Annotated in this window: 22 protein-coding genes and 3 tRNA genes; 1 reads left to right on the forward strand and 24 read right to left on the reverse strand. The window is 68.4% G+C overall.

What is annotated here, in order from left to right; genetic code table 11:
• Positions 1-178: 178 nt before the first annotated feature.
• The 13 genes from BM424_RS05830 to rplJ all read right to left on the reverse strand — a co-directional run bounded on the left by BM424_RS05830 (position 179) and on the right by rplJ (position 12,840).
• Positions 179-1,141: a prolipoprotein diacylglyceryl transferase gene (locus BM424_RS05830; protein WP_093414220.1), complete on the reverse strand. Its 963-nt coding sequence runs from the start codon at positions 1,139-1,141 to the stop codon at positions 179-181.
• A 37-nt stretch (positions 1,142-1,178) separates the two neighbouring features.
• Positions 1,179-1,697: a hypothetical protein gene (locus BM424_RS05835; protein WP_245775619.1), complete on the reverse strand. Its 519-nt coding sequence runs from the start codon at positions 1,695-1,697 to the stop codon at positions 1,179-1,181.
• Positions 1,698-1,709: 12 nt separating this feature from the next.
• Positions 1,710-2,813: an MCE family protein gene (locus tag BM424_RS05840; protein ID WP_093414222.1), complete on the reverse strand. Its 1,104-nt coding sequence runs from the start codon at positions 2,811-2,813 to the stop codon at positions 1,710-1,712.
• Complete coding sequence (locus BM424_RS05845) at positions 2,813-4,000, reverse strand: MCE family protein (protein ID WP_245775620.1); 1,188 nt, start codon at positions 3,998-4,000, stop codon at positions 2,813-2,815. Before BM424_RS05845 ends, BM424_RS05840 begins: the two co-directional genes overlap by 1 nt.
• The gene (locus tag BM424_RS05850) at positions 3,997-5,190 is read right to left on the reverse strand and encodes an MCE family protein (protein WP_093414223.1); all 1,194 of its coding nucleotides are present in this window, start codon (positions 5,188-5,190) and stop codon (positions 3,997-3,999) included. Before BM424_RS05850 ends, BM424_RS05845 begins: the two co-directional genes overlap by 4 nt.
• On the reverse strand, positions 5,187-6,167 hold the full coding sequence (locus BM424_RS05855; RefSeq protein ID WP_093414225.1) for an MCE family protein: 981 nt from the start codon (positions 6,165-6,167) through the stop codon (positions 5,187-5,189). The genes BM424_RS05850 and BM424_RS05855 overlap by 4 nt, the downstream gene beginning before the upstream one ends.
• Positions 6,164-7,222, reverse strand: a complete 1,059-nt coding sequence (locus tag BM424_RS05860; RefSeq protein WP_093414227.1) for an MCE family protein — start codon at positions 7,220-7,222, stop codon at positions 6,164-6,166. The genes BM424_RS05855 and BM424_RS05860 overlap by 4 nt, the downstream gene beginning before the upstream one ends.
• On the reverse strand, positions 7,219-8,562 hold the full coding sequence (locus BM424_RS05865) for an MCE family protein (RefSeq protein WP_093414228.1): 1,344 nt from the start codon (positions 8,560-8,562) through the stop codon (positions 7,219-7,221). The genes BM424_RS05860 and BM424_RS05865 overlap by 4 nt, the downstream gene beginning before the upstream one ends.
• The gene (locus tag BM424_RS05870) at positions 8,559-9,398 is read right to left on the reverse strand and encodes an MlaE family ABC transporter permease (protein ID WP_093414230.1); all 840 of its coding nucleotides are present in this window, start codon (positions 9,396-9,398) and stop codon (positions 8,559-8,561) included. Before BM424_RS05870 ends, BM424_RS05865 begins: the two co-directional genes overlap by 4 nt.
• 22 nt (positions 9,399-9,420) lie before the next feature.
• Positions 9,421-10,209 (reverse strand): MlaE family ABC transporter permease, encoded by a 789-nt coding sequence (locus BM424_RS05875; RefSeq protein WP_093414231.1) that lies wholly within the window; start codon positions 10,207-10,209, stop codon positions 9,421-9,423.
• On the reverse strand, positions 10,206-11,498 hold the full coding sequence (locus BM424_RS05880; RefSeq protein ID WP_093414233.1) for an ABC transporter ATP-binding protein: 1,293 nt from the start codon (positions 11,496-11,498) through the stop codon (positions 10,206-10,208). Before BM424_RS05880 ends, BM424_RS05875 begins: the two co-directional genes overlap by 4 nt.
• A 306-nt stretch (positions 11,499-11,804) precedes the next feature.
• On the reverse strand, positions 11,805-12,191 hold the full coding sequence (gene rplL, locus BM424_RS05885) for a 50S ribosomal protein L7/L12 (RefSeq protein ID WP_093414235.1): 387 nt from the start codon (positions 12,189-12,191) through the stop codon (positions 11,805-11,807).
• Positions 12,192-12,324: 133 nt separating this feature from the next.
• Positions 12,325-12,840 carry a 50S ribosomal protein L10 gene (gene rplJ, locus BM424_RS05890; RefSeq protein ID WP_093414236.1) on the reverse strand — a complete coding sequence of 172 codons (516 nt, stop codon included), beginning with the start codon at positions 12,838-12,840 and terminating at the stop codon, positions 12,325-12,327.
• Positions 12,841-13,140: 300 nt separating this feature from the next.
• Between rplJ and BM424_RS05895 the strand changes: the two genes are divergently transcribed.
• The gene (locus BM424_RS05895) at positions 13,141-13,908 is read left to right on the forward strand and encodes a hypothetical protein (RefSeq protein ID WP_093414238.1); all 768 of its coding nucleotides are present in this window, start codon (positions 13,141-13,143) and stop codon (positions 13,906-13,908) included.
• Positions 13,909-14,142: 234 nt separating this feature from the next.
• On the opposite strand, the gene rplA is transcribed toward BM424_RS05895, so the two are convergent.
• The 11 genes from rplA to BM424_RS05950 all read right to left on the reverse strand — a co-directional run bounded on the left by rplA (position 14,143) and on the right by BM424_RS05950 (position 21,314).
• Positions 14,143-14,850: a 50S ribosomal protein L1 gene (rplA, locus tag BM424_RS05900; RefSeq protein WP_093414239.1), complete on the reverse strand. Its 708-nt coding sequence runs from the start codon at positions 14,848-14,850 to the stop codon at positions 14,143-14,145.
• 97 nt (positions 14,851-14,947) lie between these two features.
• The gene (gene rplK, locus BM424_RS05905) at positions 14,948-15,382 is read right to left on the reverse strand and encodes a 50S ribosomal protein L11 (RefSeq protein ID WP_093414241.1); all 435 of its coding nucleotides are present in this window, start codon (positions 15,380-15,382) and stop codon (positions 14,948-14,950) included.
• 154 nt (positions 15,383-15,536) lie between these two features.
• Entirely contained in the window at positions 15,537-16,382 is an 846-nt protein-coding gene (gene nusG, locus BM424_RS05910) for a transcription termination/antitermination protein NusG (protein ID WP_093414242.1), read from the reverse strand.
• A gap of 79 nt (positions 16,383-16,461) precedes the next feature.
• A complete protein-coding gene (secE, locus tag BM424_RS05915; protein ID WP_093414709.1) occupies positions 16,462-16,836 on the reverse strand; it encodes a preprotein translocase subunit SecE in 375 nt (124 codons plus the stop codon).
• Positions 16,837-16,866: 30 nt separating this feature from the next.
• Positions 16,867-16,939 (reverse strand) — tRNA-Trp (locus BM424_RS05920).
• A 178-nt stretch (positions 16,940-17,117) separates the two neighbouring features.
• Positions 17,118-17,543, reverse strand: coding sequence for a MaoC family dehydratase (locus BM424_RS05925; RefSeq protein ID WP_093414244.1), 426 nt, complete (start codon positions 17,541-17,543; stop codon positions 17,118-17,120).
• Positions 17,540-17,989, reverse strand: coding sequence for a MaoC family dehydratase N-terminal domain-containing protein (locus tag BM424_RS05930; protein ID WP_093414245.1), 450 nt, complete (start codon positions 17,987-17,989; stop codon positions 17,540-17,542). The genes BM424_RS05925 and BM424_RS05930 overlap by 4 nt, the downstream gene beginning before the upstream one ends.
• 84 nt (positions 17,990-18,073) lie before the next feature.
• Positions 18,074-18,238: a 50S ribosomal protein L33 gene (gene rpmG / locus BM424_RS05935; RefSeq protein WP_132621563.1), complete on the reverse strand. Its 165-nt coding sequence runs from the start codon at positions 18,236-18,238 to the stop codon at positions 18,074-18,076.
• 65 nt (positions 18,239-18,303) lie between these two features.
• Positions 18,304-18,379: transfer RNA gene (locus tag BM424_RS05940), tRNA-Met, on the reverse strand.
• 102 nt (positions 18,380-18,481) lie between these two features.
• Positions 18,482-18,554: transfer RNA gene (locus BM424_RS05945), tRNA-Thr, on the reverse strand.
• A gap of 132 nt (positions 18,555-18,686) precedes the next feature.
• Entirely contained in the window at positions 18,687-21,314 is a 2,628-nt protein-coding gene (locus BM424_RS05950) for a putative bifunctional diguanylate cyclase/phosphodiesterase (protein WP_093414248.1), read from the reverse strand.
• Positions 21,315-21,520 lie beyond the last annotated feature (206 nt).

The following is a 21,520-nucleotide window of genomic DNA, read 5'->3' on the forward strand; positions in this document are numbered from 1 at the left end:
GGTGGGGTTGAGGTGTCGCGGGGGTTCCCGAGTCACCAGGGGACAGTTTTAGCCATAATCACCCATGATCAATGTCCTTTTTGTCCGGACAATTATGGCTAAAACTGTCCGCTGGTGACGCAGAAGCCCCTCCGGCACCGAGGTTTCGGGGCGGGAGGGGCTGCGTGACGGAGGTGGGTCAGCGGAGGGTGAGGTTGGTGATCTTCCACTTGTCGCCCTGCTTCTCGGCGCTGACCGAGAGCTGAGCGGGGCCGATGTTGGACTCACCGGTGTTGGCGCGCATGGCGTGCTGGTCGACGAAGACCAGGACCTCGGCGCGGTCGCCCTCCAGGCGGGTCACGGCGCTGTTCTTGACCGTGGTCGTGACGATCAGCTGCTGCTGCGGGGCCTGCTGCTTGACCAGGGCGAACAGCTCGTTGTACTTCTGCACGGCCGAGCCGACCAGGAGGTCCTTGGCGGCGTTCTCGGTCTTGGCCGTGTCGTTGAAGTCGTAGGAGAACAGCTTCTGGACGCCGTCGCTGACCTGACCGTTGACCTCGCTGGTCTCGCCCGCCGAGGTCAACGCCTCGTTGGCGGCCGGGCCGGTGTAGTAGGTCGTGTAGGTCGCGACGCCGAAGAAGATCGCCAGCGCGAGCAGCAGCGCCGTCGCCGCCCAGAGCAGCCACGGCTTGCCGGACTTCGCCGCCTCCTCGGTATCCGAGTCCTGCGACTCGCCGTCGGAGGACTCGGACTTCGCAGCGGAGGTCTCGGAACTCCCCGTGTCCTCGGACGACCCCGCATCCTCGGACGACCGGGCGTCCTCCGACGACTCGGCTTCCTCGGACGACTCGGAGTCCTCATCGGACTCGTCCGCAGCGGACTCGCTCTCCGAGGCCCCCGGCTTCTCGGAACCCCCGGCGACCTCCGCCGACCCGGACTCGGCCGCGACGGTCCCGTCGGCCTCGGAAGCCGTGCTCTCGGAGGCGGTCTCATCGGTCCGGGCGTCCTGGGCCTGGTCGGTCACCGCAGTGCCGTTGACCTCCTCGTCCTCCGCCTGGGAGGAGGACGAGGCGGGCGAGGTGGGGCGCTTGCGCAGGCCGGCGACCTTCGGCCGGCGGGCCGAGGGCTGCCGGTTCGCGCCGGAACGGCGGTTGCTTGGCACTGGCTGTACTCCTCGAATCGCTTTCGGGTCTCGCCGCTCAGCCGACCGGGACGGTGCCCAGTCCGCTGAGCTTCCAGACGTCGCCCTCACGCGTGAGTTCTGCCTGGTAGCGATCCTGCTTGTTGGCCGGGGGCTGGTCCTCGACGGTCACCGTGATCTGCACGACCGCGATCATCCGCGCCTTGCCCGCGTTCTCGTCGAGCTCGGCGATGCCGGCGTCGAGCACGCGCGCCGTGGTGGTGCTCTTGGCCTGCTGGATCCGGGTCGCGTAGTCCTTGCGGCCCTGCTTGACCTCGTCCCGCAGCGGACCGGTGGAGTAGTCCTCCCACCGCTGCAGGCCGCGGTCGACGTCCTTGTGGTCCAGGGTGTTGAAGTTGATGATCGCTTCCTGGCCCTGCTGCAGCGCCTCGTCGCGCGTCTCCGCGTAGGCGACCGTGGAGCTGTTCAGTGCGAACACCCACAACACCCCGAACACCAGGGCGCACACCAGGCTCACCACGAACAGCACCAGCGACAGCGTGGGCCGCCGGCGAGCGGTGTCGGCTTGTTCGGTCACGTGTTGCCTCTCTTACTGCCCGGGTGCGTTCTGCGCGCCGCGCACGTTGATCGGACTGCCCGGAGGCTCCGCGCAGTGCGCGTCCTTGTTCAGCGGGACCGGCGACATGTCGGTGCCGCTGCGTTCCGGCGTCCCCTCATATCCCTTGGTACACGGCATCGGGTCGAACAGGTTGAGAACCAGTCCGAAGTGAGCGGTGCCATCCCCGGGAACGACGGTGTTGGTGACCGCGACCTGCGCCGGGTAGCTGATGAACAGCTGCTCGATGCCGTCCCGGTGCGCCGAGAGGAGCTGCGAGGTCGTGGTCAGGTTCGCCAGCAGCGGACCGATCCGCGGGTTGTCCTTGATCAGGCCGGACAGCTGCTGCGCGGCCGGCGGCGCCTTCTGGATGACGCCGCGCAGGTCCCCGTCGGACTTCTTCAGCGACTCCGACAGCAGGTTCAGGTCCTTGCTGAAGGACTTGATGGCCGAGCCCTGGTCGTTCTGGGTGGCCAGCACGGTCTTGCCGTCCTCCAGCAGCTGCACCGTCTGCGGCAGGTGGTTCTGCGCCTGCGCGGTGAACTCGCGGGAGGTGTCCAGGATGGTCTGCAGGTGGCCGCCGTTGTCGCGGAACGCGGTGCCGAGCTCGCTGACGACGGTACGCAGCGAGTCCTGCGGCACCGACTTGGCGAAGCCGTCCAGGTTCATCATCAGGTCCTGGACCGGCAGCGGCGTGGTCGTCCGGGATTCGGGGATGACCGAACCCTCCTTGAGGTACGGGCCCTTGTCCCGCTTGGGACGCAGGTCCACGTACTGCTCGCCGACCGCCGAGCGGTTGGTGATCACGGCCTCCACGTCGGACGGGATCGGCGGCGCGCTGTTCTCGATGTCCAGCGGCACCTGCACGCCGTTCTCGGTGAGCTTGAGCTCGCCGACCCGGCCGACCGGCACACCGCGGTAGGTGACCTCGGCGTTCTGGAAGACACCGCCGGTGCTGGCCAGCTCCAGCGCCACCGCGTAACCGCGGTTGCCGAAGAGCCGGTCGACCCCGGCGTACTTGAATCCGGCGTAGCTGCAACCGATCAGCGCGATCAGCACGAAAGCGATGATCTGGTATCGGGCGCGACGGGTGAGCATCAGTTGTCACCTCCGAACAGCCAGCCCAGCAGGCCGCCGCCGGATTGCTGCTCCTCCGGTTTCGGCTGGGTCGGTGCGGGTTGTTCCTGCTGCTGCTGACCGTTCAGCGGCAGCGGGACCGAGTCGGGCAGCGGGACCAGCGGCTGCCGGGAGCGCCCGAGGTTGTCGACGATGGTGCTCAGGTTCAGGTCGACCTTGAGGTACAGGTTGTTGTAGTCGCTGCCCCCGATGCCCTGCACCGCGTTGTCCGGGAACGGGAACGTGACCAGGGTTTCCAGCGACTTCGGCAGCGAGTCGCCCGCGGCGGCCAGCTGGTGCAGCGTCGGCGCCAGCTGGTTGAGGTCGTGCACCAGGTCCTCGTGGGACTTGTCGACGACGTTGGTCGCCACCCCGGAGAGCTTGTCCAGCGACTGCAGCATGGTCACCAGCTGCCCGCGCTGCTCGTTGAGCACCTGCAGGCCGGGGCCGAGGTCGTTAAGCGCGGTGTCGATGCTGCCGCGCTGCTCGTTGAGCTTGGCCGAGAGCCGGTTGATGCTGTCGAGCGCGCGGACGATGTCGTCGCGCTGCGCGTCGAGCCCGGCGACCAGTTCGTCGAGGTTGTTGAGCAGGCCGCGGATGTCGGACTCGCGCCCGCTCATGGCCTTGTTGAGCTCCTTGGTGATGTCCTGCAGCTGCGCGACACCGCCACCGTTGAGCAGCAGCGACAACGCGCCGAGGACCTCCTCCACCTCGGGGTTGCGGTTGGTGCGGTCGATCCCGATCGTCGCGCCGTCGGTGAGCCGCCCGGAGGCGGCCTTCGGCGGCGCGGCGAGCTCGACGTACTTCTCGCCGAGCAGGCTGGACTGGCGCAGCCGCGCGATGGCGTTCGCGGGCAGCTTCACGTCGCCGTTGACGGTGACCGTCACCTCGGCGTCCCAGGTCCCGGGCGCCAGGGTGATGTCGGAGACCTTGCCGACCGCGACGTCGTTGACCCGCACGCCCGCGTTGGGCACCAGGTCGAGGACGTCGGCGAAGTGGACCTTCACGTCGTACGGGTGGTCGCCGACGTCGGCGCCGCCCGGCAGCGGCATGTCGTAGACGCCGCGCGAGGAACAACCCGACAGCGCCAGCAGGCCGACCGTCGCCACGGCTCCCACCTTGATCGCGGAGGAGCGGTTGAACACGGATCGCACGAGCCGCGAGATCACTGGCCACCTCCGGCGGGCTGGAGCAGGTTGGTCACCGGCAGCGGCAGCGGCGGGAGCTTCCCGGACTGCGCCGCGCTGAGCGTCTGGGCCAGCGTCGGCAGCTTCTCGGTGCCCTGGATCACCGGTTTGAGCGCGTCGCAGGCGCTGGTGACCTCGACCGGGAGCTGCTGCGGCCGGGACTGGTCGAGCAGCTTGCACACCGACACCAGCGGCGGCTGGTTGAGCTCGTTGAACATCGCCCGCTGGTCCAGCGTCCCGGAGGCGCCGTTGTAGGTGTTGTTCAGGTTGCTCATCGCCAGCGGCGCGGTGGTCAGCGACTCGTTGAGCGCTTCCTTCTGCTTGACGAGCACGGCGGCGACGTCGTGCAGCTGGCTGACGTTGGACTGCAGCAGCCCGCGGTTGTCGCGCACGAACGACTCGACCTTGCCCAGCGCCACCGACAGCTCGGCGAGCGCGGCGCTCATGTCGTTGCGCTCCCCGGCGAGGTTGCTGCTGACCTCTTCCATCTGCGTGTTGAACCGGCGCATCTGGTCGTCGTTCTGGGCCAGCATCCCGGTGAAGCGCTGCAGGTTGTCGACGGTCTTGAACAGCTCCTCGCTGTTGCCGGACATCGTGGTGCCGGCCTCGCCTAGGTTGCGCAGGGTGTCCGACAGCGCCTTGCCGTTGCCGCCGAGGTTGGCGGCACCGGTGTTGAGCAGGTCGGTCAGCGCGCCGTTCTTGTTGGCGCCGTTGGGTCCCAGGGCCTGGGTGAGGTCGTTGAGGCTGCGGTAGATGTTGTCCAGCTCGACCGGGGTCGCGGTCCGGTCGGCCGGGATCACCGCGTTGTCGCCCAGCTTCGGGCCTCCCTTGTAGACCGGCGCGAACTGCACGTACCGGTCGGAGACGATGCTGGGCGAGACCGCCACCAGGCTCGCGTTCGCCGGGATCGCGGTGTCGCGGTCCACGCTGAGCACGACCTTGACCTGCTTGCCCTGCGGCGTGACCTCGTCGATGGTGCCGACCGGCACGCCGAGGATCCGCACGTCACCGCCCGGGTAGAGGCCGACGGCCGCGTCGAAGTAGGCGGTGACCTTGCGGTCGGCCGCTCCGTAGAACAGCCACCAGCCGCCGACCGCGCCGAGCAGCACGACCACGATCCCGATGGTGAGGATCTTGGCCAGGTTGGAGCTCTTCGAGGGTGCGCTCGTCATTGCTTGCAACCCTCCTGGTTGATCGGCCCGACGGCGGGCGGCAGCAGACCGCAGATGTATGTGTCGAACCAGTGGCCGCTGCCGAGCACGTTGGAGAACAGCCGCGTGAACGGGGCGAAGGTGTTGAGGCTCTTGTCCAGGTTGGCCTGGTTGCGCTGCAGCATCTTGGTCACCTTGTCGAGCTGTTCCAGCGTCGGCTTGAGCTGCGCCTGGTTGTCGTTGACCAGGCCGGTGAGCTGCTGCGACAGCTCCTGGGTGCCGGTCAGCAGGGACGAGATCGAGTCGCGGCGGGCCCGCAGCTCCTGCAGCAGCAGGTTGCCGTCGGAGAGCAGCTTCTCGAAGTCCTCGTTGCGGTCGGCGAGCTGCTGCGAGACCTGCGTGGTGTTGTTGAGCAGGTGCTCGATCTGCTCGTCGCGCGACGAGATGGTCTGCGACAGCTGGGAAAGCCCGTTGAGCGCGCCGCTGACCTCACCGGGGGTGTCCTTGAACGTGCTCGACAGCGTCTCGAAGCTCTTGGCGAGCTGCTGGGTGTCGATCTGGTCGACGTTCTTGGACAGGTCGCTGAAGGCCTCGATGACGTCGTAGGGCGACATCGTGCGGTTCAGCGGGATCGGCTTGTCGTCGTCCATCGGCTTGGAGCCCTGCGGGTCCAGCGCCAGGTACTTCTGGCCGAGCAGCGTCTTGACCTTGATCGCCGCGGTCGTGTGGTCGCCGAGCTCGGCGCCGGAGACCCGGAAGCTGACCAGCACCCGGTCGCCGGCGAGCTCGACGTCGGAGACCGAGCCGACCTTCACTCCCGCGACGCGGACCTCGTTGTCCGCCCGCAGGCCCGCGGCCTCGGAGAACTCCGCGGTGTAGGTGGTGCCGCTGATGAACGGCAGCCGCTCGTAGTTCGCGGCCAGCAGGAACAGCACCACCAGCACCAGGATGCCGGCGACACCGATCTTGAGCGGATCGCGCTGGGAGAAGGAACTCATCGCTGACACCTCGGCTGGGTCACGGGCGTCAGCGGCAGCGGCAGGTTGAGATCGCCGACGCCGACGTTGCCGGAGGTCTGGCACAGGAAGAAGTTGAACCACGACCCGTGCGAGGCGGTGCGGGACAGGCTTTCGAGCTTGTTCGGCATGTTGTGCAGCACCCGGTCCACGATCTGCTCGTGGCCGTTGAGGTTCTTCGACAGCTGGCCGAGACCGTCGATGTCGGCCTGCAACCCCGGCCTGGCGTCCTGCAGGAGCCCGGCGGTGGTGTTGGTCAGCCCGTCCATCGCGGTGATCGCGCTGCCGATGGAGTCGCGGTCCTCGGCGAGCCCGGACACCACCTGCCGCAGCTGCCCCACCAGCTCGGAGAGCCGCTGGTCGCGGGCGTTGACGGTGTCGAGCACGCCGTTGAGGTTGTTGATGACCTGACCGATCACCTGGTCGCGCGAGGCGATGGTGCTGGTCAGCGACGCCGTGTGGGACAGCAGGCTCTCGACCGTGCCGCCCTCGCCCTGCAGGACCTGGATGATCTCGTAGGACAGCTTGTTGACGTCGTCCGGGTTCAGCGCCTGGAACAGCGGCTTGAACCCGCCGAGCAGCACCGTCAGGTCCAGCGCGGGCTTGGTGCGCTCCAGCGGGATCGTCTCGCCCGCCGCCAGGTAGCCGCCGCGGACGGTGCCGCCCGAGGCGCCCCCGTTGCCTGCGGGCGTGGCGCCCTGCTCGAGCGCGATGTAGCGCTGCCCCACCAGGTTCCGGTACTTGATGGTCGCGGTCACCGACGACGGCAGCCGGCGGTCGGCGACGTTGAACTCGACCTCGGCGACCTTGTTGTCGACGAGCTCGATGTCCTCGACCTGACCGACCTTCACGCCCGCGATCCGCACCTCGTCGCCCACGTTGAGCGCGGTGACGTCGGTGAACCGGGCCTTGTAGGAGTTCGTCGAGCGCATGTCCTGGTTCGCGATCGTCATGATCAGCACGCCGGTGGCCAGCGAGGTGATCACCACGAAGATCAGGAACTTGGTCAGCGGTCCGCGAATGCTGATCCCGTTCATCGGTAGCTCACCTCCGCGCCTCGCAGCACCGGTCCGACGAGCAGACCGCCCCAGTCGGGCACCTCCGAGGAGGGCCTGCCCAGGGCCGGGGCCAGCACCGTGGCCACCATGTCGCGCTCAGCGGGCGAGTTCACCCACTGCGTCGCGGTCCCGGCCGGGGCCGACTGCTGGCTGGTGGTCGCCGGCGGGTTCAGGCCGCCGGTCACCGACCGCGACGGCGCGGGCGGGACCGAGCCGTCCTTGAACGGGCCGTCCGGCGGGTACTCCGGCATCGGGTTCAGGTGCTCCATGAAGTTGTAGCAACGCGGCCCCCGGTGGTCGGCGAACTCGGGTTCGTCCTGGTTGGGGCGGTACTTGCCGCGGTGCGGGGCGATCTCCAGGGTCACGTGCAGACCGGGCTCGTCGGTGCCCTCGCCGAACGCCTGCCGGACGCGCGGCACGAACTCCGCCATCTCGCCCAGGAAGCACGGGTAGCTCGGTGAGTACTCGGCCAGCAGGTCCAGCGTCGGGCGCTGCGCGTCGGCGAGCCGGATGATGTTCTGCCCGTTCTGGTCCAGGAACGTCGTCAGGTCACCGGAGGACGTGGTGACCTGGCCGGTCAGCTTCTGCAGGTTCTGCTTCTGGTCCACCAGCGTCCGGGCCGTGGTGGAGAAGTTCTCCAGCGCGTTGATGATGTCCGGCGCCGCCTGCTCGTAGGTCTGCGCGACCCCCACCAGCTCCTGCAGGTTGTCCCGCAGGTCCGGGATCGCCGGGTTCAGCCCGGCCAGGTAGGTGTTGAGCTGCGACAGCGTGTCGCCGACCTGGTCGCCGCGACCGGACAGCGCCTGGTCGAGCGCGTTGAGCGTCGCCGACAGGTCGGCGGGGTTGATCGCCTGCAGCACCGGCATCGTGTCGGCCAGCACCGTCTCCAACTCCAGCCCGGCGCGGGTCCGGTCCTGCTCGATGACACCGCCCGCGGCCAGCGTCTTCGACGAGGGCTTGTCGGGCAGCTCCAGCGCCACGTAGCGCTCGCCGAACAGGGTCCGCGGCAGCAGCTGCGCGGAGACGTTCGCCGGGATCTCCTTGGCCTTGTCCGGCTCCAGCGCCAGGTGCAGCTCCGCGCCCTTGCCGTCGGACTCCACGTTGACGACCCGGCCCACGACCATGCCGCGGACCTTCACGTCGGAGTCCGGCAGCAGCTGGTTGCCGGTCGAGGCGGCCTTGAGGATGACATCCGAGGAGGACGTGAACGCCTTGTTGTAGAACGCCAGGCACAGCACGACGAACATGACCATGCTCATCAGCAGCGCCAGACCCATCAGCCTGCGCTTGACCTTGGGGACCGCTCCCTGCGCGCTCATCCGGTGATCCGAACGGTCGTCGTGGTGCCCCAGATCGCGAGGCTGAGGAAGAAGTCCAGCAGCGCGGTGGTCACGATCGCGGTCCGCACCGCGCGTCCCACCGCGACGCCGACCCCGGCGGGGCCGCCGCTGGCGCGGTACCCGTAGTAGCAGTGCGTCATGATCACCACCACGCTGAAGATCAGGACCTTCCCGAAGGACCACAGCACGTCCTCGGGAGGCAGGAACAGGTTGAAGTAGTGGTCGTAGGTGCCCGCCGACTGCCCGTAGAGGTAGACGGTGACGCCGCGGGAGGCCACGTAGGAGGTCAGCAGGCCCAGCACGTACAGCGGCACGACCGCGATGAACCCGGCCATCACGCGCGTGGTCACCAGGTACGGCAGGCTCGGCACGCCCATGACCTCCAGCGCGTCGATCTCATCGGAGATCCGCATCGCGCCGAGCTGGGCGGTGAACCCGGAACCCACCGTCGCCGACAGGGCCAGACCGGCCACCAGCGGCGCGATCTCCCGGGTGTTGAAGTAGGCGGAGATGAAGCCGGCGAACGCCGAGGTGCCCAGCTGGTCCAGGGCCGAGAAGCCCTGCAGGCCGACGACGGTGCCGGTGAACAGCGTCAGGCCGATCATCACGCCGACCGTGCCGCCGATGACCGCCAGGGCGCCGCTGCCGAAGCTGACCTCGGCCAGCAGGCGCAGCGTTTCCTTGGCGTAGCGGGTGATGGCCCGCGGAATCCACGCCAGGGAGCGGATGTAGAACGACATCTGGTCACCCAGGTCGTCCAGCAGCTCCACCGGCCGTCGGGCCGCGCGCTTGGCGCGCTGCGAGATCGTCACCATGTTCCCATTCCCCTGGCGGCCGTCACATTCCCTTTGGCGGGACCAACTGCAGGTACAGCGTCGTGAGGATGAAGTTCACCGCGAACAGCAGCAGGAAGGTGATCACCACCGACTGGTTCACGGCATCCCCGACGCCCTTCGGACCCGGTGGCGGGTTCAGGCCGCGGAAGGCCGCCACCACACCGGCGAGGAAGCCGAAGATCAGGGCCTTGAGCTCGCTGATCCACAGGTCCGGCAGCTGCGCCAGCGCGTTGAAGCTGGCCATGTACGCACCCGGCGTACCGCCCTGCATGATCACGTTGAACGTGTAGCCGCCGATCACGCCGACGACGCTGACCATGCCGTTGAGCAGCACGGCCACCAGCATCGCGGCCAGCACCCGGGGCACCACGAGGCGCTGGATCGGCGAGACGCCCAGCACCTCCATCGCGTCGATCTCGTCGCGGATCTTGCGCGACCCCAGGTCGGCGCAGATCGCCGAACCACCGGCACCGGCGATCAGCAGCGCCGTCACGATCGGGCTCGCCTGCTGGATGATCGCCAGCACGCTGGCCGCACCGGTGAACGACTGCGCGCCAATCTGCCGGGTCAGCGACCCCAGCTGCAGCGCGATGACCGCGCCGAACGGGATCGACACCAGCGCGGTCGGCAGGATCGTGACGCTGGCGATGAACCAGCACTGCTGGATGAACTCGCGGATCTGGAACGGACGCGAGGGCATGGCCCGCACGATGTCCATGCCGAGTGCGAACAGGCGGCCCGTCTGGCGCAGCCCGCCCGCACCGGGGAACTGCACCCGGGACGCGCTCACTGCTCACCTCGCTTGCGACCGAACCAACGCCGGCGGCCACCCGCCGACTCCGTCTCCTGCCCCGGCTGCGCGCCGTCGGCCTGCAGACCACCCGGCCACACCGGCTCCTGCTCCGGCTGACGCGGGTGCGGCGAAGGCCGCTGGGCCTGCTGCGGGGCCTGCTGCTGAACGGGCTGCTGCTGCGGGAAGTTCTGCTGCGGCGGGGCCTGGCGCTGCGGCTGCGGCGGCTGCTGCGGCTGCTGCTGGGGCTGGGGGCGCTGGGCCTGCGGGGCCGGCTGCTGCTGCGGCCAGGACCCCGTCGCCGGGGACTGGAAGCCGTAGAGCGCCAGCTCGTCCGGCGTGAGGCTCTTGAGGATCTCCTCCTGCGCCGTGGGGCTCAGCGAGCGCAGCTGCCGCAGCACGCGCTCCTTGCGGCGGTGCACCGCGGCGCGGTCCGGCAGCCCGGGGCTGACCTCCAGCTGCGGCATCATGTGCGGCACCTTCGGCCTGCCGTGCTTGGCCAGCTCCGCCTCGACCAGCGCGCTGTCCTTCTCCTCGCTCATGCCGATCGGGCCGTCGGGGCGACCGTTGAGGAACTGCACCACGACCGGCTCGTCCGAGGTCAGCAGCACCTCGCGCGGCCCGAACATCACCAGGTTCCGGCGGTAGAGCATGCCGATGTTGTCCGGCACGGTCCGGGCGGTGTTGATGTCGTGCGTGACGATCAGGAAGGTCGCGTCGATCTGCGCGTTGAGGTCGACGATCAGCTGGTTCTGCACCGCGGTCCGCACCGGGTCCAGACCCGAGTCCGGCTCGTCGAACAGCAGGATCTCCGGGTCCAGCACGAGAGCGCGGGCCAGACCGGCGCGCTTCTTCATACCGCCCGAGATCTCACCGGGGAGCTTGTCCTCCGCACCGATGAGGCCGACCATCTCCATCTTCTCGAGAACCACGTTGCGGATCTCGGTCTCGCTCTTGCGCGTGTGCTCGCGGAGCGGGAAGGCGATGTTGTCGTAGAGGTTCATCGAGCCGAACAGCGCGCCGTCCTGGAACAGCACGCCGAAAAGCTTGCGAACCTCGTAAAGATCACTTTCGGAACAGGTGCAGATGTCCGTCCCGTTGATGATCACCTGACCCTCGTCCGGCTTGAGCAGACCCACCAGCGACTTCAGGAACACCGACTTACCGGTGCCGGAAGGCCCGAGCAGCACGCTGATCTCACCCGGGGGCAGATTCAGCGAGACGTCCCGCCAGATGGTCTGCGGGCCGAAGGACTTCGAGAGCCCGTCGACAACCACCTCGACGCCCATCCGAACCTCCGCGTCCTCGATTACACCGATTCCGGGGACAACATTCCCCGGAGAAGCACCCTTGCACATGTGACGCGCTTAACGAAGGTAGTTGGCGTCACACCTATGCAACGAGCTCGACGCAGCAGGGTTACTCATGAGTTCACTACAAATCAAGTGACCCGCAGAGATACGTCCGAAAAAAGATGCTTGTTTCCGTCCTCAGGAAAAGAGAACGGGCACCCGCAACAGCGAGTGCCCGTTCTCTTACTGTGAGTCCTCAGACCAGAAGTAGGTCTTTGGCCCCAGAGCAGTGAGTCAGAAGGCTCACTTGATGACGACCTTGGCGCCAGCCTCTTCCAGCTTGCCCTTGGCCTCTTCGGCCTTCTCCTTGTCGACCTTCTCCAGGATGGCCTTGCCGGACTCCTCGACCAGCTCCTTGGCCTCCTTCAGGCCCAGGCCGGAGACGATCTCGCGAACGACCTTGATGACCTGGATCTTCTTGTCGCCAGCGCCCTCGAGGATGACGTCGAACTCGTCCTGCTCCTCAGCGGCGGCGGCCTCGCCACCGGCGGCCGGAGCCACGGCGACCGCGGCCGGGGCGGCGGCGGTGACGTCGAAGGTCTCCTCGAACTGCTTCACGAACTCCGACAGCTCCAGGAGGGTCATCTCCTTGAAGACGTCCAGCAGCTCGTCGTTGCTCAGCTTCGCCATGTCGGCGTTCCTTTCTGCTCAGTGCCCGGGCACCGGCGGCGTCCGGGAAGGGGGTTGTCGCGCGAAAGACGGCTCCGAGACCCGCTTCGGCGGCGCGCTCGCACGCACCGTCCACTGCGGACTGCGGAGAGCCTTACTCGCCCTTCTTCTCCTGAAGGGCAGCGGCCATGCGAGCCACCTGGGACGCCGGCGCCTGGAACAGCGCGGCAGCCTGGTTCATCTTGGCCTTCATCGCGCCGGCCAGCTTGCCCAGCGTGACCTCGCGCGAGTCGAGGTCGGCGATGCTCTCGACCTCGGACACGGACAGCGGGCGGCCGTCCATGTACCCGCCCTTGACCACCAGGTTCTGGTTGCCCTTGGCAAACTCCTTGATGGCCTTGGCAGCGTCGACCGGCTCGCCCTCGACGAAGGCGATCGCGGTCGGGCCGACGAACAGGTCGTCGAGGCCCTCGACGCCCGACTGCTCGGCGGCACGCTTGACCAGCGTGTTCTTCGCGACACGGTAGCTCACGTTCGAGCCGAGCGAGCGGCGCAGCTCAGACAGCTGAGCCATCGAGAGCCCGCGGTACTCGGTCACGACGGCAGCGGTGGAGGAGTTGAACTTCTCCGCGATTTCGCTGACCGCATCGATCTTGTCGGACTTCGCCATGTCGCCTCCTCTCTGTTTCCGACTGCGGCAGACCTAGCCGGTCAGAGTCGGCCCTGAGACGACGAAACGCCCCGGCGCAGGGCAGCACGGGGCGTGAAAACGGCGCGGACGCGCACAAGACGCGCTGCACCAGCCTCGTCCCTCCTGCGCGGGTCGCCCGCATCTCACGGGACCTTCGTTCCTCGCGGCCCGTCGCCGAGCGTGGAGGAAGACCAGCGGTCTTGGGTGGAACCTCCTCAAGAGTACTGGACCCGGTGCGGGCGCTTCCACCGACCCCCTGCCGCCCGGCATCATGTGTGCGTGGCTGATCAGCGGGAACCGCGCTCCGACAACCTGCCCGAGATCGTCGACGCGGAGGTCGTCGACGTCGCCGAGCCCGACCGGGCCCCGGAACCGTCCCCCGGTGCTCGGGCCCCGAAGGCGTCCGAGGACGCGGAGTACCAGGAGTTCCTGGAGTTTAAGCGGTTCAAGGAGTGGCAGGCCTCCCAGGGCGGCGGTGCGGCGAGCGCCCCGCAGCCCGAGAAGCCGTGGTGGAAGAAGGCCCTCGGCGCGCTGCGCTACAAGTGGGTCCGGCGGATCCTCTACGTGCTCATCGCCCTGCTCCTGCTGAACCTGGCCTACGACCACTACTTCGGCGGGAGCGACTCTTCGGGAGGCGGGAGCGGCACCGGCGGCAGCGCCCCGGTGGACGCGGTCCCGATGACCGCGCAGAACCCGCAGCAGGCCATCCGCAGCGTCCACAACTACCTGCGGGCCGTGCCGCCGGAGCAGGCGTGCGCGCTGTTCGACGCCCAGGGCAAGGACGGCTTCGGCAAGGCCTACGGGACGCCCGGTGACTGCGCCGCGGCGGCCCGCTCGGTGCACGACCAGATCACCGATCCCAACGCCTACGCGAATCCCAAATTCGGCCACGACGCGATCGTCGAAGCCGGTTCCGAAGCGCAGGTGCTCGGTTGCCGGATGCAGGTCACCGGAGGCCCGCAACTGGGCACGTTCCGACTCACCAAAACGCCGCAGGGCGGGTGGACCATCTCCGCCTACGCCCTCACGTCGTCGTCCTGCCCGTAATTCCTCCGCCCCGGAAATGGGTGAATCGCGAGTGACCGGCCCGGCACCCGCGGTCACCATTTTCCGGGGCGGACGTTTTCCTTCCCCGGAATCGACCGGACAAACGGGATATCGATCTTGACCGCGATCGTTGTCGACCGGTCCGGCACAAACGAACCGGTCCGGCACAAACGAGAAATGAGGGCGAGCGCTCCGACGAGCGCTCGCCCTCATTTCTCAGATGCGGTGTTCCGGTCAGGCGGAAGCGGCCACGCGCGTGGCGGCCGGGTCCACCGGGATGCCCGGGCCCATCGTGGTCGTGAAGGTGACCTTCTTCAGGTACTTGCCCTTCGACGCCGACGGCTTGGCGCGCAGGATCTCGTCCAGCGCGGCCGCGTAGTTCTCCACCAGCTTGTCGGTGTCGAACGACGCCTTGCCGATGATGAAGTGCAGGTTGGCCTGCTTGTCGACCCGGAAGTTGATCTTACCGCCCTTGATGTCCGCGACCGCCTTGGTGACGTTCGGGGTGACGGTGCCGGTCTTCGGGTTCGGCATCAGACCGCGCGGGCCGAGCACCCGGGCGATCTTGCCGACCTTGGCCATCTGGTCCGGGGTGGCGATCGCCGCGTCGAAATCGAGCCAGCCGCCCTGAATGCGCTCGATCAGGTCCTCGGAACCAACCGCGTCCGCGCCGGCGGCCTCGGCCTCAGCGGCCTTGTCGCCGGTGGCGAACACGATGACGCGGGCAGTCTTACCAGTGCCGTGCGGCAGGTTCACGGTGCCGCGGACCATCTGGTCTGCCTTGCGGGGGTCGACGCCCAGTCGCAGAGCGACCTCAACGGTGGCGTCGTACTTGACCTTGGCGGTCTTCTTCGCCAGTTCGGCGGCCTCGGCCGGGGTGTAGAGGCGCTCCCGGTCGACCAGCTCGGCCGCCTGCTGGTATGCCTTGCTGCGCTGTGCCATGTCTGTCCTCGGTAAGTCAGGTTGGATCAGTTGTGGTTGGTCGGGCCGCGCAAGCCCTCCCACAGCCCTCTCGCGCCGGTGCGGGACCGGCAGCGGATCAGGCCTCGACCGTCAGGCCCATCGACCGAGCAGTACCGGCGATGATCTTCGCGGCCTGGTCGATGTCGTTGGCGTTGAGGTCTTCCATCTTGGTCTGGGCGATCTCCTTGACCTGCTCCATGGAGACCTTGCCGACCTTGGTCTTGTGCGGCTCGCCGGAGCCCTTCTGCACGCCGGCGGCCTTGAGCAGCAGCTTCGCGGCCGGCGGGGTCTTCAACTTGAAGTCGAAGGACCGGTCTTCGTACACGGAGATCTCGACCGGCACCACGTGGCCGCGCTGCGCCTCGGTCGCGGCGTTGTAGGCCTTGCAGAACTCCATGATGTTGACGCCGTGCTGACCCAGCGCCGGGCCGACCGGCGGAGCCGGGTTGGCTTGGCCGGCCTGGATCTGCAGCTTGATGATCCCTGCCAGCTTCTTCTTCTTGGGCGGCATGTTTGCTTCCTGTGTCTTCGCTATCCGGTTGCTCGGCGACGCCGGAAGGCGGCACCGAATCTGGCGAGACCACGAGACGGTGGAATCGCCCCTGCTGCGCGGGTCCTGCCAGAGCCACGCGCAGCCCGCCGCGCTCCCGCGACCGGGAGAGCGGTCAGAGCTTGGAGACCTGGTCGAACGAGAGCTCGACCGGGGTCTCGCGGCCGAAGATCGACACCAGCACCTTGAGCTTCTGGGCGTCGGCGTTGACCTCGTTGATGGTGGCCGGCAGCGTCGCGAACGGGCCATCCATCACCGTGACGGACTCGCCGACCTCGAAGTCGACCTCGACCGCGGTCTTGGTCGCCGCGGCGGCCTGGCCGCTCGGGGCCTTCTTGCCCGCCTCCGGCTTCTTCTCCTCGACCTGCGGGGCGAGGAACTTCAGCACGTCGTCAATGGTCAACGGCGACGGCTTGGAGGTCGCACCGACGAATCCGGTCACACCCGGCGTGTTGCGCACGGCGCTCCACGACTGATCGTTGAGATCCATCCGGACCAGGATGTAGCCGGGCAGCACCTTGCGCTGCACCATCTTACGCTGGCCGTTCTTGATCTCGGTGACCTCTTCGGTCGGCACCTCGACCTGGAAGATGTAGTCCTCGACGTCGAGCGTCTGAGCACGGGTCTCGAGGTTGGTCTTGACCTTGTTCTCGTAGCCCGCGTAGGAGTGGATCACGTACCAGTCGCCGGGCGCGCGGCGCAGCGCGGCGCGCAGCTCCTCGACCGGGTCGGCCTCTTCGGCCTCGTCAGCGGCGTCCTCGGAAGCGGCGTCTTCGGAGGCGGAGTCGTCGGCCTCGTCGGAGGTGGCGCTCGCCTCGTCGGCGGAGTCGGTTTCCGCGGAATCGACTGCGCCGGCCTCTTCAGCCTCGACGGACGCGGCCTCGGCTTCGGCAGCCTCGGGCTGCACCTGCTCGTCGGTGAGGCCGGTGGCTTCCTGGGAGGTCTCCTCGTGCGAGGTCACAGTCGGTCTCGCTTCCTCTCGTGCGTTGCGTGCCGGGTCGTCATATCGCCTCCGGCACCACTTAGGCGGGCCCGGAGGTTCAGCCAGTGCCGAACAGCCAGCCCACGCCCTTCGCGAAGAGCACGTCCACGCCAGCGACGAACGCCACCATGATGCTGACGAACACCAGCACCACGAGCGTGTAGGTCACCAGCAGCTTGCGCGTCGGCCAGATGACCTTACGCAGCTCGGCGACGACCTCGCGCAGGAAGCGCCCGATCTTCCGGAACAGCGAAACCCGACCCTGCCGGCCATCCCGCGAGGGCGTCGGCCGACCCTTCGACTCAGTTGTGCGCGCCGGACCGGAGTCCGACCCGGAACGGGCGGAGGCACGACGCTCGCGCCGCGCCGCGGCGCTGGACGGACGTGCGCCTTCGCGCTCACCGTCCCGGCCCTGCTCGCGGTCCTCGCTCACGACCATCCTCCGCTCACCGTCGCATCGACGCAGGGGTGACAGGACTTGAACCTGCAACCTGCGGTTTTGGAGACCGCTGCTCTGCCAATTGAGCTACACCCCTCTGCGGCCCGTGGAGCCCGACCGCAAAGTCGGGACGCCCTTGACCATCCCTGGAACTCGAGGTTCCAAGGTGCTCGGGCATCCCAGGTTCGAAAGTGTACGGCACGACGAGAACGCTCTTCCAACGGCACCCCCCGTGTTGGCGAGAAGACGACTTCGCCGCTGGTGAGCGCAGGGTGTCACGCCGCGACACGCACCGTGGCGGACGCCCCGCCGAGCACGCCCTGCTCCGCCGACTTCGCGGTGATGGCGACCTTCACCGTGCCGTCGTCGTTGATCTTCGAGACCTTGCCGCTGAGCTCCACCGTCGCGCCTTCGGCGTCGTCCGGGACGACCACCGGGCGGGTGAACCGGACGCCGTAGCGCACGATCGCGCCCGGGTCGCCGGTCCAGTTGCTCACCAGCCGCCCGGCGACGGCCATCGTGAGCATCCCGTGGGCGATCACGTCCGGGAGGCCGACCTCCTTGGCGAACCGCTCGTTCCAGTGAATCGGGTTGAAGTCCCCCGAGGCCCCCGCGTACCGGACGAGGTCCGAGCGCACCAGCGGCACGCTCAGCCCCGGCAACGGGTCCCCGACGGAGATCTCCGACAGCTTCAGGCTCACGCTTCAGGCCCCCTCACGACCAACATCGACGTGGCGGTGCACACCTGCTCGCCGTCGGTGGTGGCGATCTCGGCGCGGACGGTCAGGAAGTCGTTGCCCGCGCGCGTCTTGATGTCGTCCACGTGCGCGACGGTCACCAGCCGGTCGCCGGCCCGGATCGGGCGGTGGTGGACGAAGTCCTGCTGACCGTGCACGACCCGGCTGTAGTCGAGCCCGAGCTGCTCGTCGCCGACGATCTGGTCCTGGGCCGCCATCGAGAGGATCACCGCGAAGGTCGGCGGCGCGATCACGTCGGGGTATCCCGCGGCCTTGGCCGCGTCCACGTCGACGTGCAGCGGGGAGTCGTCCTTGATCGCGCGGGCGAACTCCCGGATCTTCTCGCGCCCCACCTCGTAGGGCTCGGTGGGCGGGTACTCACGTCCGATGAATGACTGGTCGAGCGGCACGCGGGAAGGCTACTAGAGAACGAGAAGAGCCCGTCCCCAGGTGGGAACGGGCTCTTGGAAGGCGTTCGCGAAGGAACCGCTGTGTCAGCGGGTCTCCTTGTGGAGCTTGTGCGTGCCGCAGTTCATGCAGAACTTCTTCATCTCCAACCGGTCCGGGTTGTTGCGCCGGTTCTTGTTGGTGATGTAGTTGCGGTTCTTGCACTCCTCGCACGCCAGCGTGATCTTGGGTCGAACGTCGGTGGCGGCCACGGGGGTGCCTTTCTCTCGGTCGTTACTGGGCGGTTCGCTGGACCAGATCCTCGCGAACCCGTGACTGGTAGCGGTGGCCGGACTTGAACCGGCGACACAGCGATTATGAGCCGCTTGCTCTACCGACTGAGCTACACCGCCATGCCGAGGACGCGGTGTGAACCGGTTGCCTCAAGCGACGCAGGATATCCCACGCAAAACAGCCACAGCACCCAGTTTACCGAGCACCGCAGCTGTCTTTCGAGCCCCAATACGGAATCGAACCGTAGACCTTCTCCTTACCATGGAGACGCTCTGCCGACTGAGCTATTGGGGCGTTTCCTTGCGGAACGGGTAGAACTTTACACACCCTCCGAACCCCCGCGAACAGGGGGGTACCTTTTCGTGAAACCGCAGGTCACGGGCGCCTTTTCAGGCCAGTGCCCACCAGATCGGATGACTCGGCGTCTCAGTGCAGCAGTGTGAGCACGGTCTCCTCGCGGCTGCCGCGGTCGCGCTTGGTGCGGGCCTGCAGCCACGCCTCGAAGCGCTCCTCGGACAGCGGGCGGGAGATCAGGTAGCCCTGGGCCACGTCGCAGCCCATGCCGACCAGCTGATCGCGCGCGGCGTCGTCCTCGACGCCCTCGGCCACCACCGCCAGGTCCAGCGAGTGGCCGAGCTCGACGATCGTGCGGACCACGGCGAGATCGCTGAGATCGGTGCCCATCCCGAGCACGAAGCTCTTGTCGATCTTGACCTCGTCCACCGGCAGCTGCCGCAGGTAGGCCAGCGACGAGTAGCCGGTGCCGAAGTCGTCCACCGCGAGCACCACGCCCATCGCGTGCAGCCGCCGCAGGACCGGCAGGGACCGCTCCTTGTCGGCCATCACGCTGGACTCGGTCAGCTCCAGGGTGAGCAGCTCGGGCGGGATGTCGTGGCGCTCCAGCGCCTCCGCCACCCGGTCCGGGAAGGTCTCGTCGGCGAGGTTGCGCACCGACAGGTTCACCGCCACCGACATCCGCAGGCCGCGGTCCATCCACTCCCGGATCTTGATCAGCGCGCACTCCAGGACGAACGCGGTGAGCGCGTCGACCAGCCCGGTGGCCTCCACCAGCGGCACGAACTCGTCCGGGTCCAGCCGCCCGTACTCCGGGTGCGACCAGCGCACCAGCGCCTCGGCGCCGACGACCTGGCGCTCCGGCAGCGCGACCTTGGGCTGGTAATGCACCTCGACCTGGCCGGTGTCCAGCGCCTGCCGGAACTGGGTGACCAGCTGGAAGCGGCGCAGGAACACCTGCCCCATCGCCGGGGCGTAGCAGCGCACGCCGTCCTCGCCGTTGCGCGCGGCCCGCACCGCCACGTCGGCGTGCTGCAGCAGCGTGTCCACATCGGTCTCGGCCTCGCCGTCGGCCGGGTCGGACGAGGCGTAACCGGCGACCCCGGCGGCCTCGACGACGATCCGGTCCAGCGGGTACGACATCGCGATCACGTCGCAGAGCTCGACCGCGACCTCGTGCGCCTGCTCCTCGGTGTGGTCGAGCAGCAGCACCGCGAACGAGTTCGCCTCCAGGCGGGCCAGCGGCGCGTCGCCCAGGGCCTCGCGCATCCGCCGCCCGGCGGCGACCACCATCCGGTCGCCCCAGGTGTAGCCGAGGGCCTCGCTGACCGTGGTGAGCAGGTCCAGGTCGACGCGCAGCACCACGGCGGCGCGCCCGCTGCGCAGCTCCTCGCCGGAGATCTCGCGGAACCCGGTCCGGTTGAGCAGCCCGGTCAGCGGATCGTGGTAGGCGTCGTGCCGCAGCCGGGCGAGCAGCCTGCGGTTGTCCATCGCGGTCGCCAGGTGGCTGGCCAGGGTGTGCAGCAGGCGCACGTCGGCGCGGCCGAACCCGCGCCACCGGCTGACCCGGTCGTGCACCTCGACGGCGCCGAGCAGCTGGCTGGCCCCGCGCAGCGGCACCACCAGCGCCTCGTAGGCGCCGCGCTGCCGCAGCACGCGGCGGACCTCCTCGGGCGCTTCGAGGGTCCGGAAGGACCGCACGTGACTGCCCGGCAGCTGCAGCAGCGGGTCGTCGCGCAGCGCGTCCGGCGCGGCCTGCACCGCGGCGTCCGGCAGGGGTTCCCCGGCGACGAGCGTGGTGACCTCACCCCGCGGGTCGAGCCGCAGCCGCAGCACCACCCGGGTGGCGTTGAGCTGCTCGCGGATCCGCTCGGCGACCGGCTCCCACTCGCCCACCGGCACGGCCTGCTCGCCGACGGGGTCGGGCGCGGCAGGCGCGCCCTGGCCGGAGCGGGCCACGCTGAGGCTGACGTCGCTGAGCGCCTCCAGGTCGCGCTGCTCGCGCAGCAGGTCGGAGTAGGCGCGGTAGAGGCCGATCACGGCGACCGCGACGAGGCCGACGAGCAGCCAGCCCCACGGGGTGCCGATGGCGACCTCGTAGCCGATGAGGCCGACGGAGGTGTTGAGCAGGCCGACGGCCAGGGTGCGCCCGGCCAGCCGCGCGCCCGCGGCGACCTTCATCGCACCGCCGAGCACGGTCAGCGCCGCCAGCGCGAAACCGCAGCTGATCAGCGGCGAGGTCAGGGTGCCCACGACCGGGCCGAACCAGTCCGGGGCGATGCCCACGAGAGTCCGGTTGACCAGGTTGGCGACCGCGAACGGCACCGCGATCTCCAGGCACAGCACGCCGGCGTTGTAGACGACGTGGGTGGCCGCGCGCCTGCCGACCTGGGCGCCGAGCCCGGCCAGCAGGTTCGCCGCGAGCACCACCTCGAACGGCGCGGTGAGCAGACCCAGCAGCAGTGGGATCTCGGTGAAGGAGATCGTCCAGCCGACGCGCTTGACGTCGACGTCGATGGTCAGCTGCTCGGCGAGCAGGAACCCGACGGCCAGCAGCGGGCCGATGAACAGCAGCTCAGGGCTGTACCGCCCGGTGGAGCCGCCCGCGGTGAGCAGCGAGACGAGCACGCCTCCCGCGAGCACCACGAACGAGAAGATCGTGAACGTCCGGCGGCGCACCGGATCGACCTCGGCTCTGACCGGAGGCCTGGCTGATTCCAGGCCGGAATGCGGACCAAGGGAGCGGTGACGCTCGATCATCCACGCTCCTCCCGCTGGCGATACGGCCGTACCACATATGTCCGTCCGCCGATCGTGACGCACGAGAGCACGGAAGGCCAGGGTCGAATGGCCCCCGCAGCGCACTCCGGATGCACGCATCAGATGGGTTCAACCGGCGGGTGGCGGCGATCTTCTTTCGGTCAGATGTCGTCTGACCTGCGAAGATTGAACCGATCAAGTGGAAG

The organism is Saccharopolyspora flava, assembly GCF_900116135.1.
Classification (GTDB): Bacteria; Actinomycetota; Actinomycetes; order Mycobacteriales; family Pseudonocardiaceae; genus Saccharopolyspora; species Saccharopolyspora flava.

Excerpts from the sequence above, each read along its gene's own strand:
- BM424_RS05840 (WP_093414222.1), bottom strand. The coding sequence starts at position 2,813 with ATGCTCACCCGTCGCGCCCGATACCAGATCATCGCTTTCGTGCTGATC.
- BM424_RS05950 (WP_093414248.1), bottom strand. The coding sequence starts at position 21,314 with ATGATCGAGCGTCACCGCTCCCTTGGTCCGCATTCCGGCCTGGAATCA.
- BM424_RS05855 (WP_093414225.1), bottom strand. The coding sequence starts at position 6,167 with ATGAGTTCCTTCTCCCAGCGCGATCCGCTCAAGATCGGTGTCGCCGGC.
- rplL (WP_093414235.1), bottom strand. The coding sequence starts at position 12,191 with ATGGCGAAGCTGAGCAACGACGAGCTGCTGGACGTCTTCAAGGAGATG.
- BM424_RS05880 (WP_093414233.1), bottom strand. The coding sequence starts at position 11,498 with ATGGGCGTCGAGGTGGTTGTCGACGGGCTCTCGAAGTCCTTCGGCCCG.
- rplK (WP_093414241.1), bottom strand. The coding sequence starts at position 15,382 with ATGCCGCCCAAGAAGAAGAAGCTGGCAGGGATCATCAAGCTGCAGATC.
- BM424_RS05865 (WP_093414228.1), bottom strand. The coding sequence starts at position 8,562 with ATGAGCGCGCAGGGAGCGGTCCCCAAGGTCAAGCGCAGGCTGATGGGT.
- rplJ (WP_093414236.1), bottom strand. The coding sequence starts at position 12,840 with ATGGCGAAGTCCGACAAGATCGATGCGGTCAGCGAAATCGCGGAGAAG.
- rplA (WP_093414239.1), bottom strand. The coding sequence starts at position 14,850 with ATGGCACAGCGCAGCAAGGCATACCAGCAGGCGGCCGAGCTGGTCGAC.
- BM424_RS05850 (WP_093414223.1), bottom strand. The coding sequence starts at position 5,190 with ATGACGAGCGCACCCTCGAAGAGCTCCAACCTGGCCAAGATCCTCACC.
- BM424_RS05860 (WP_093414227.1), bottom strand. The coding sequence starts at position 7,222 with ATGAACGGGATCAGCATTCGCGGACCGCTGACCAAGTTCCTGATCTTC.
- BM424_RS05870 (WP_093414230.1), bottom strand. The coding sequence starts at position 9,398 with ATGGTGACGATCTCGCAGCGCGCCAAGCGCGCGGCCCGACGGCCGGTG.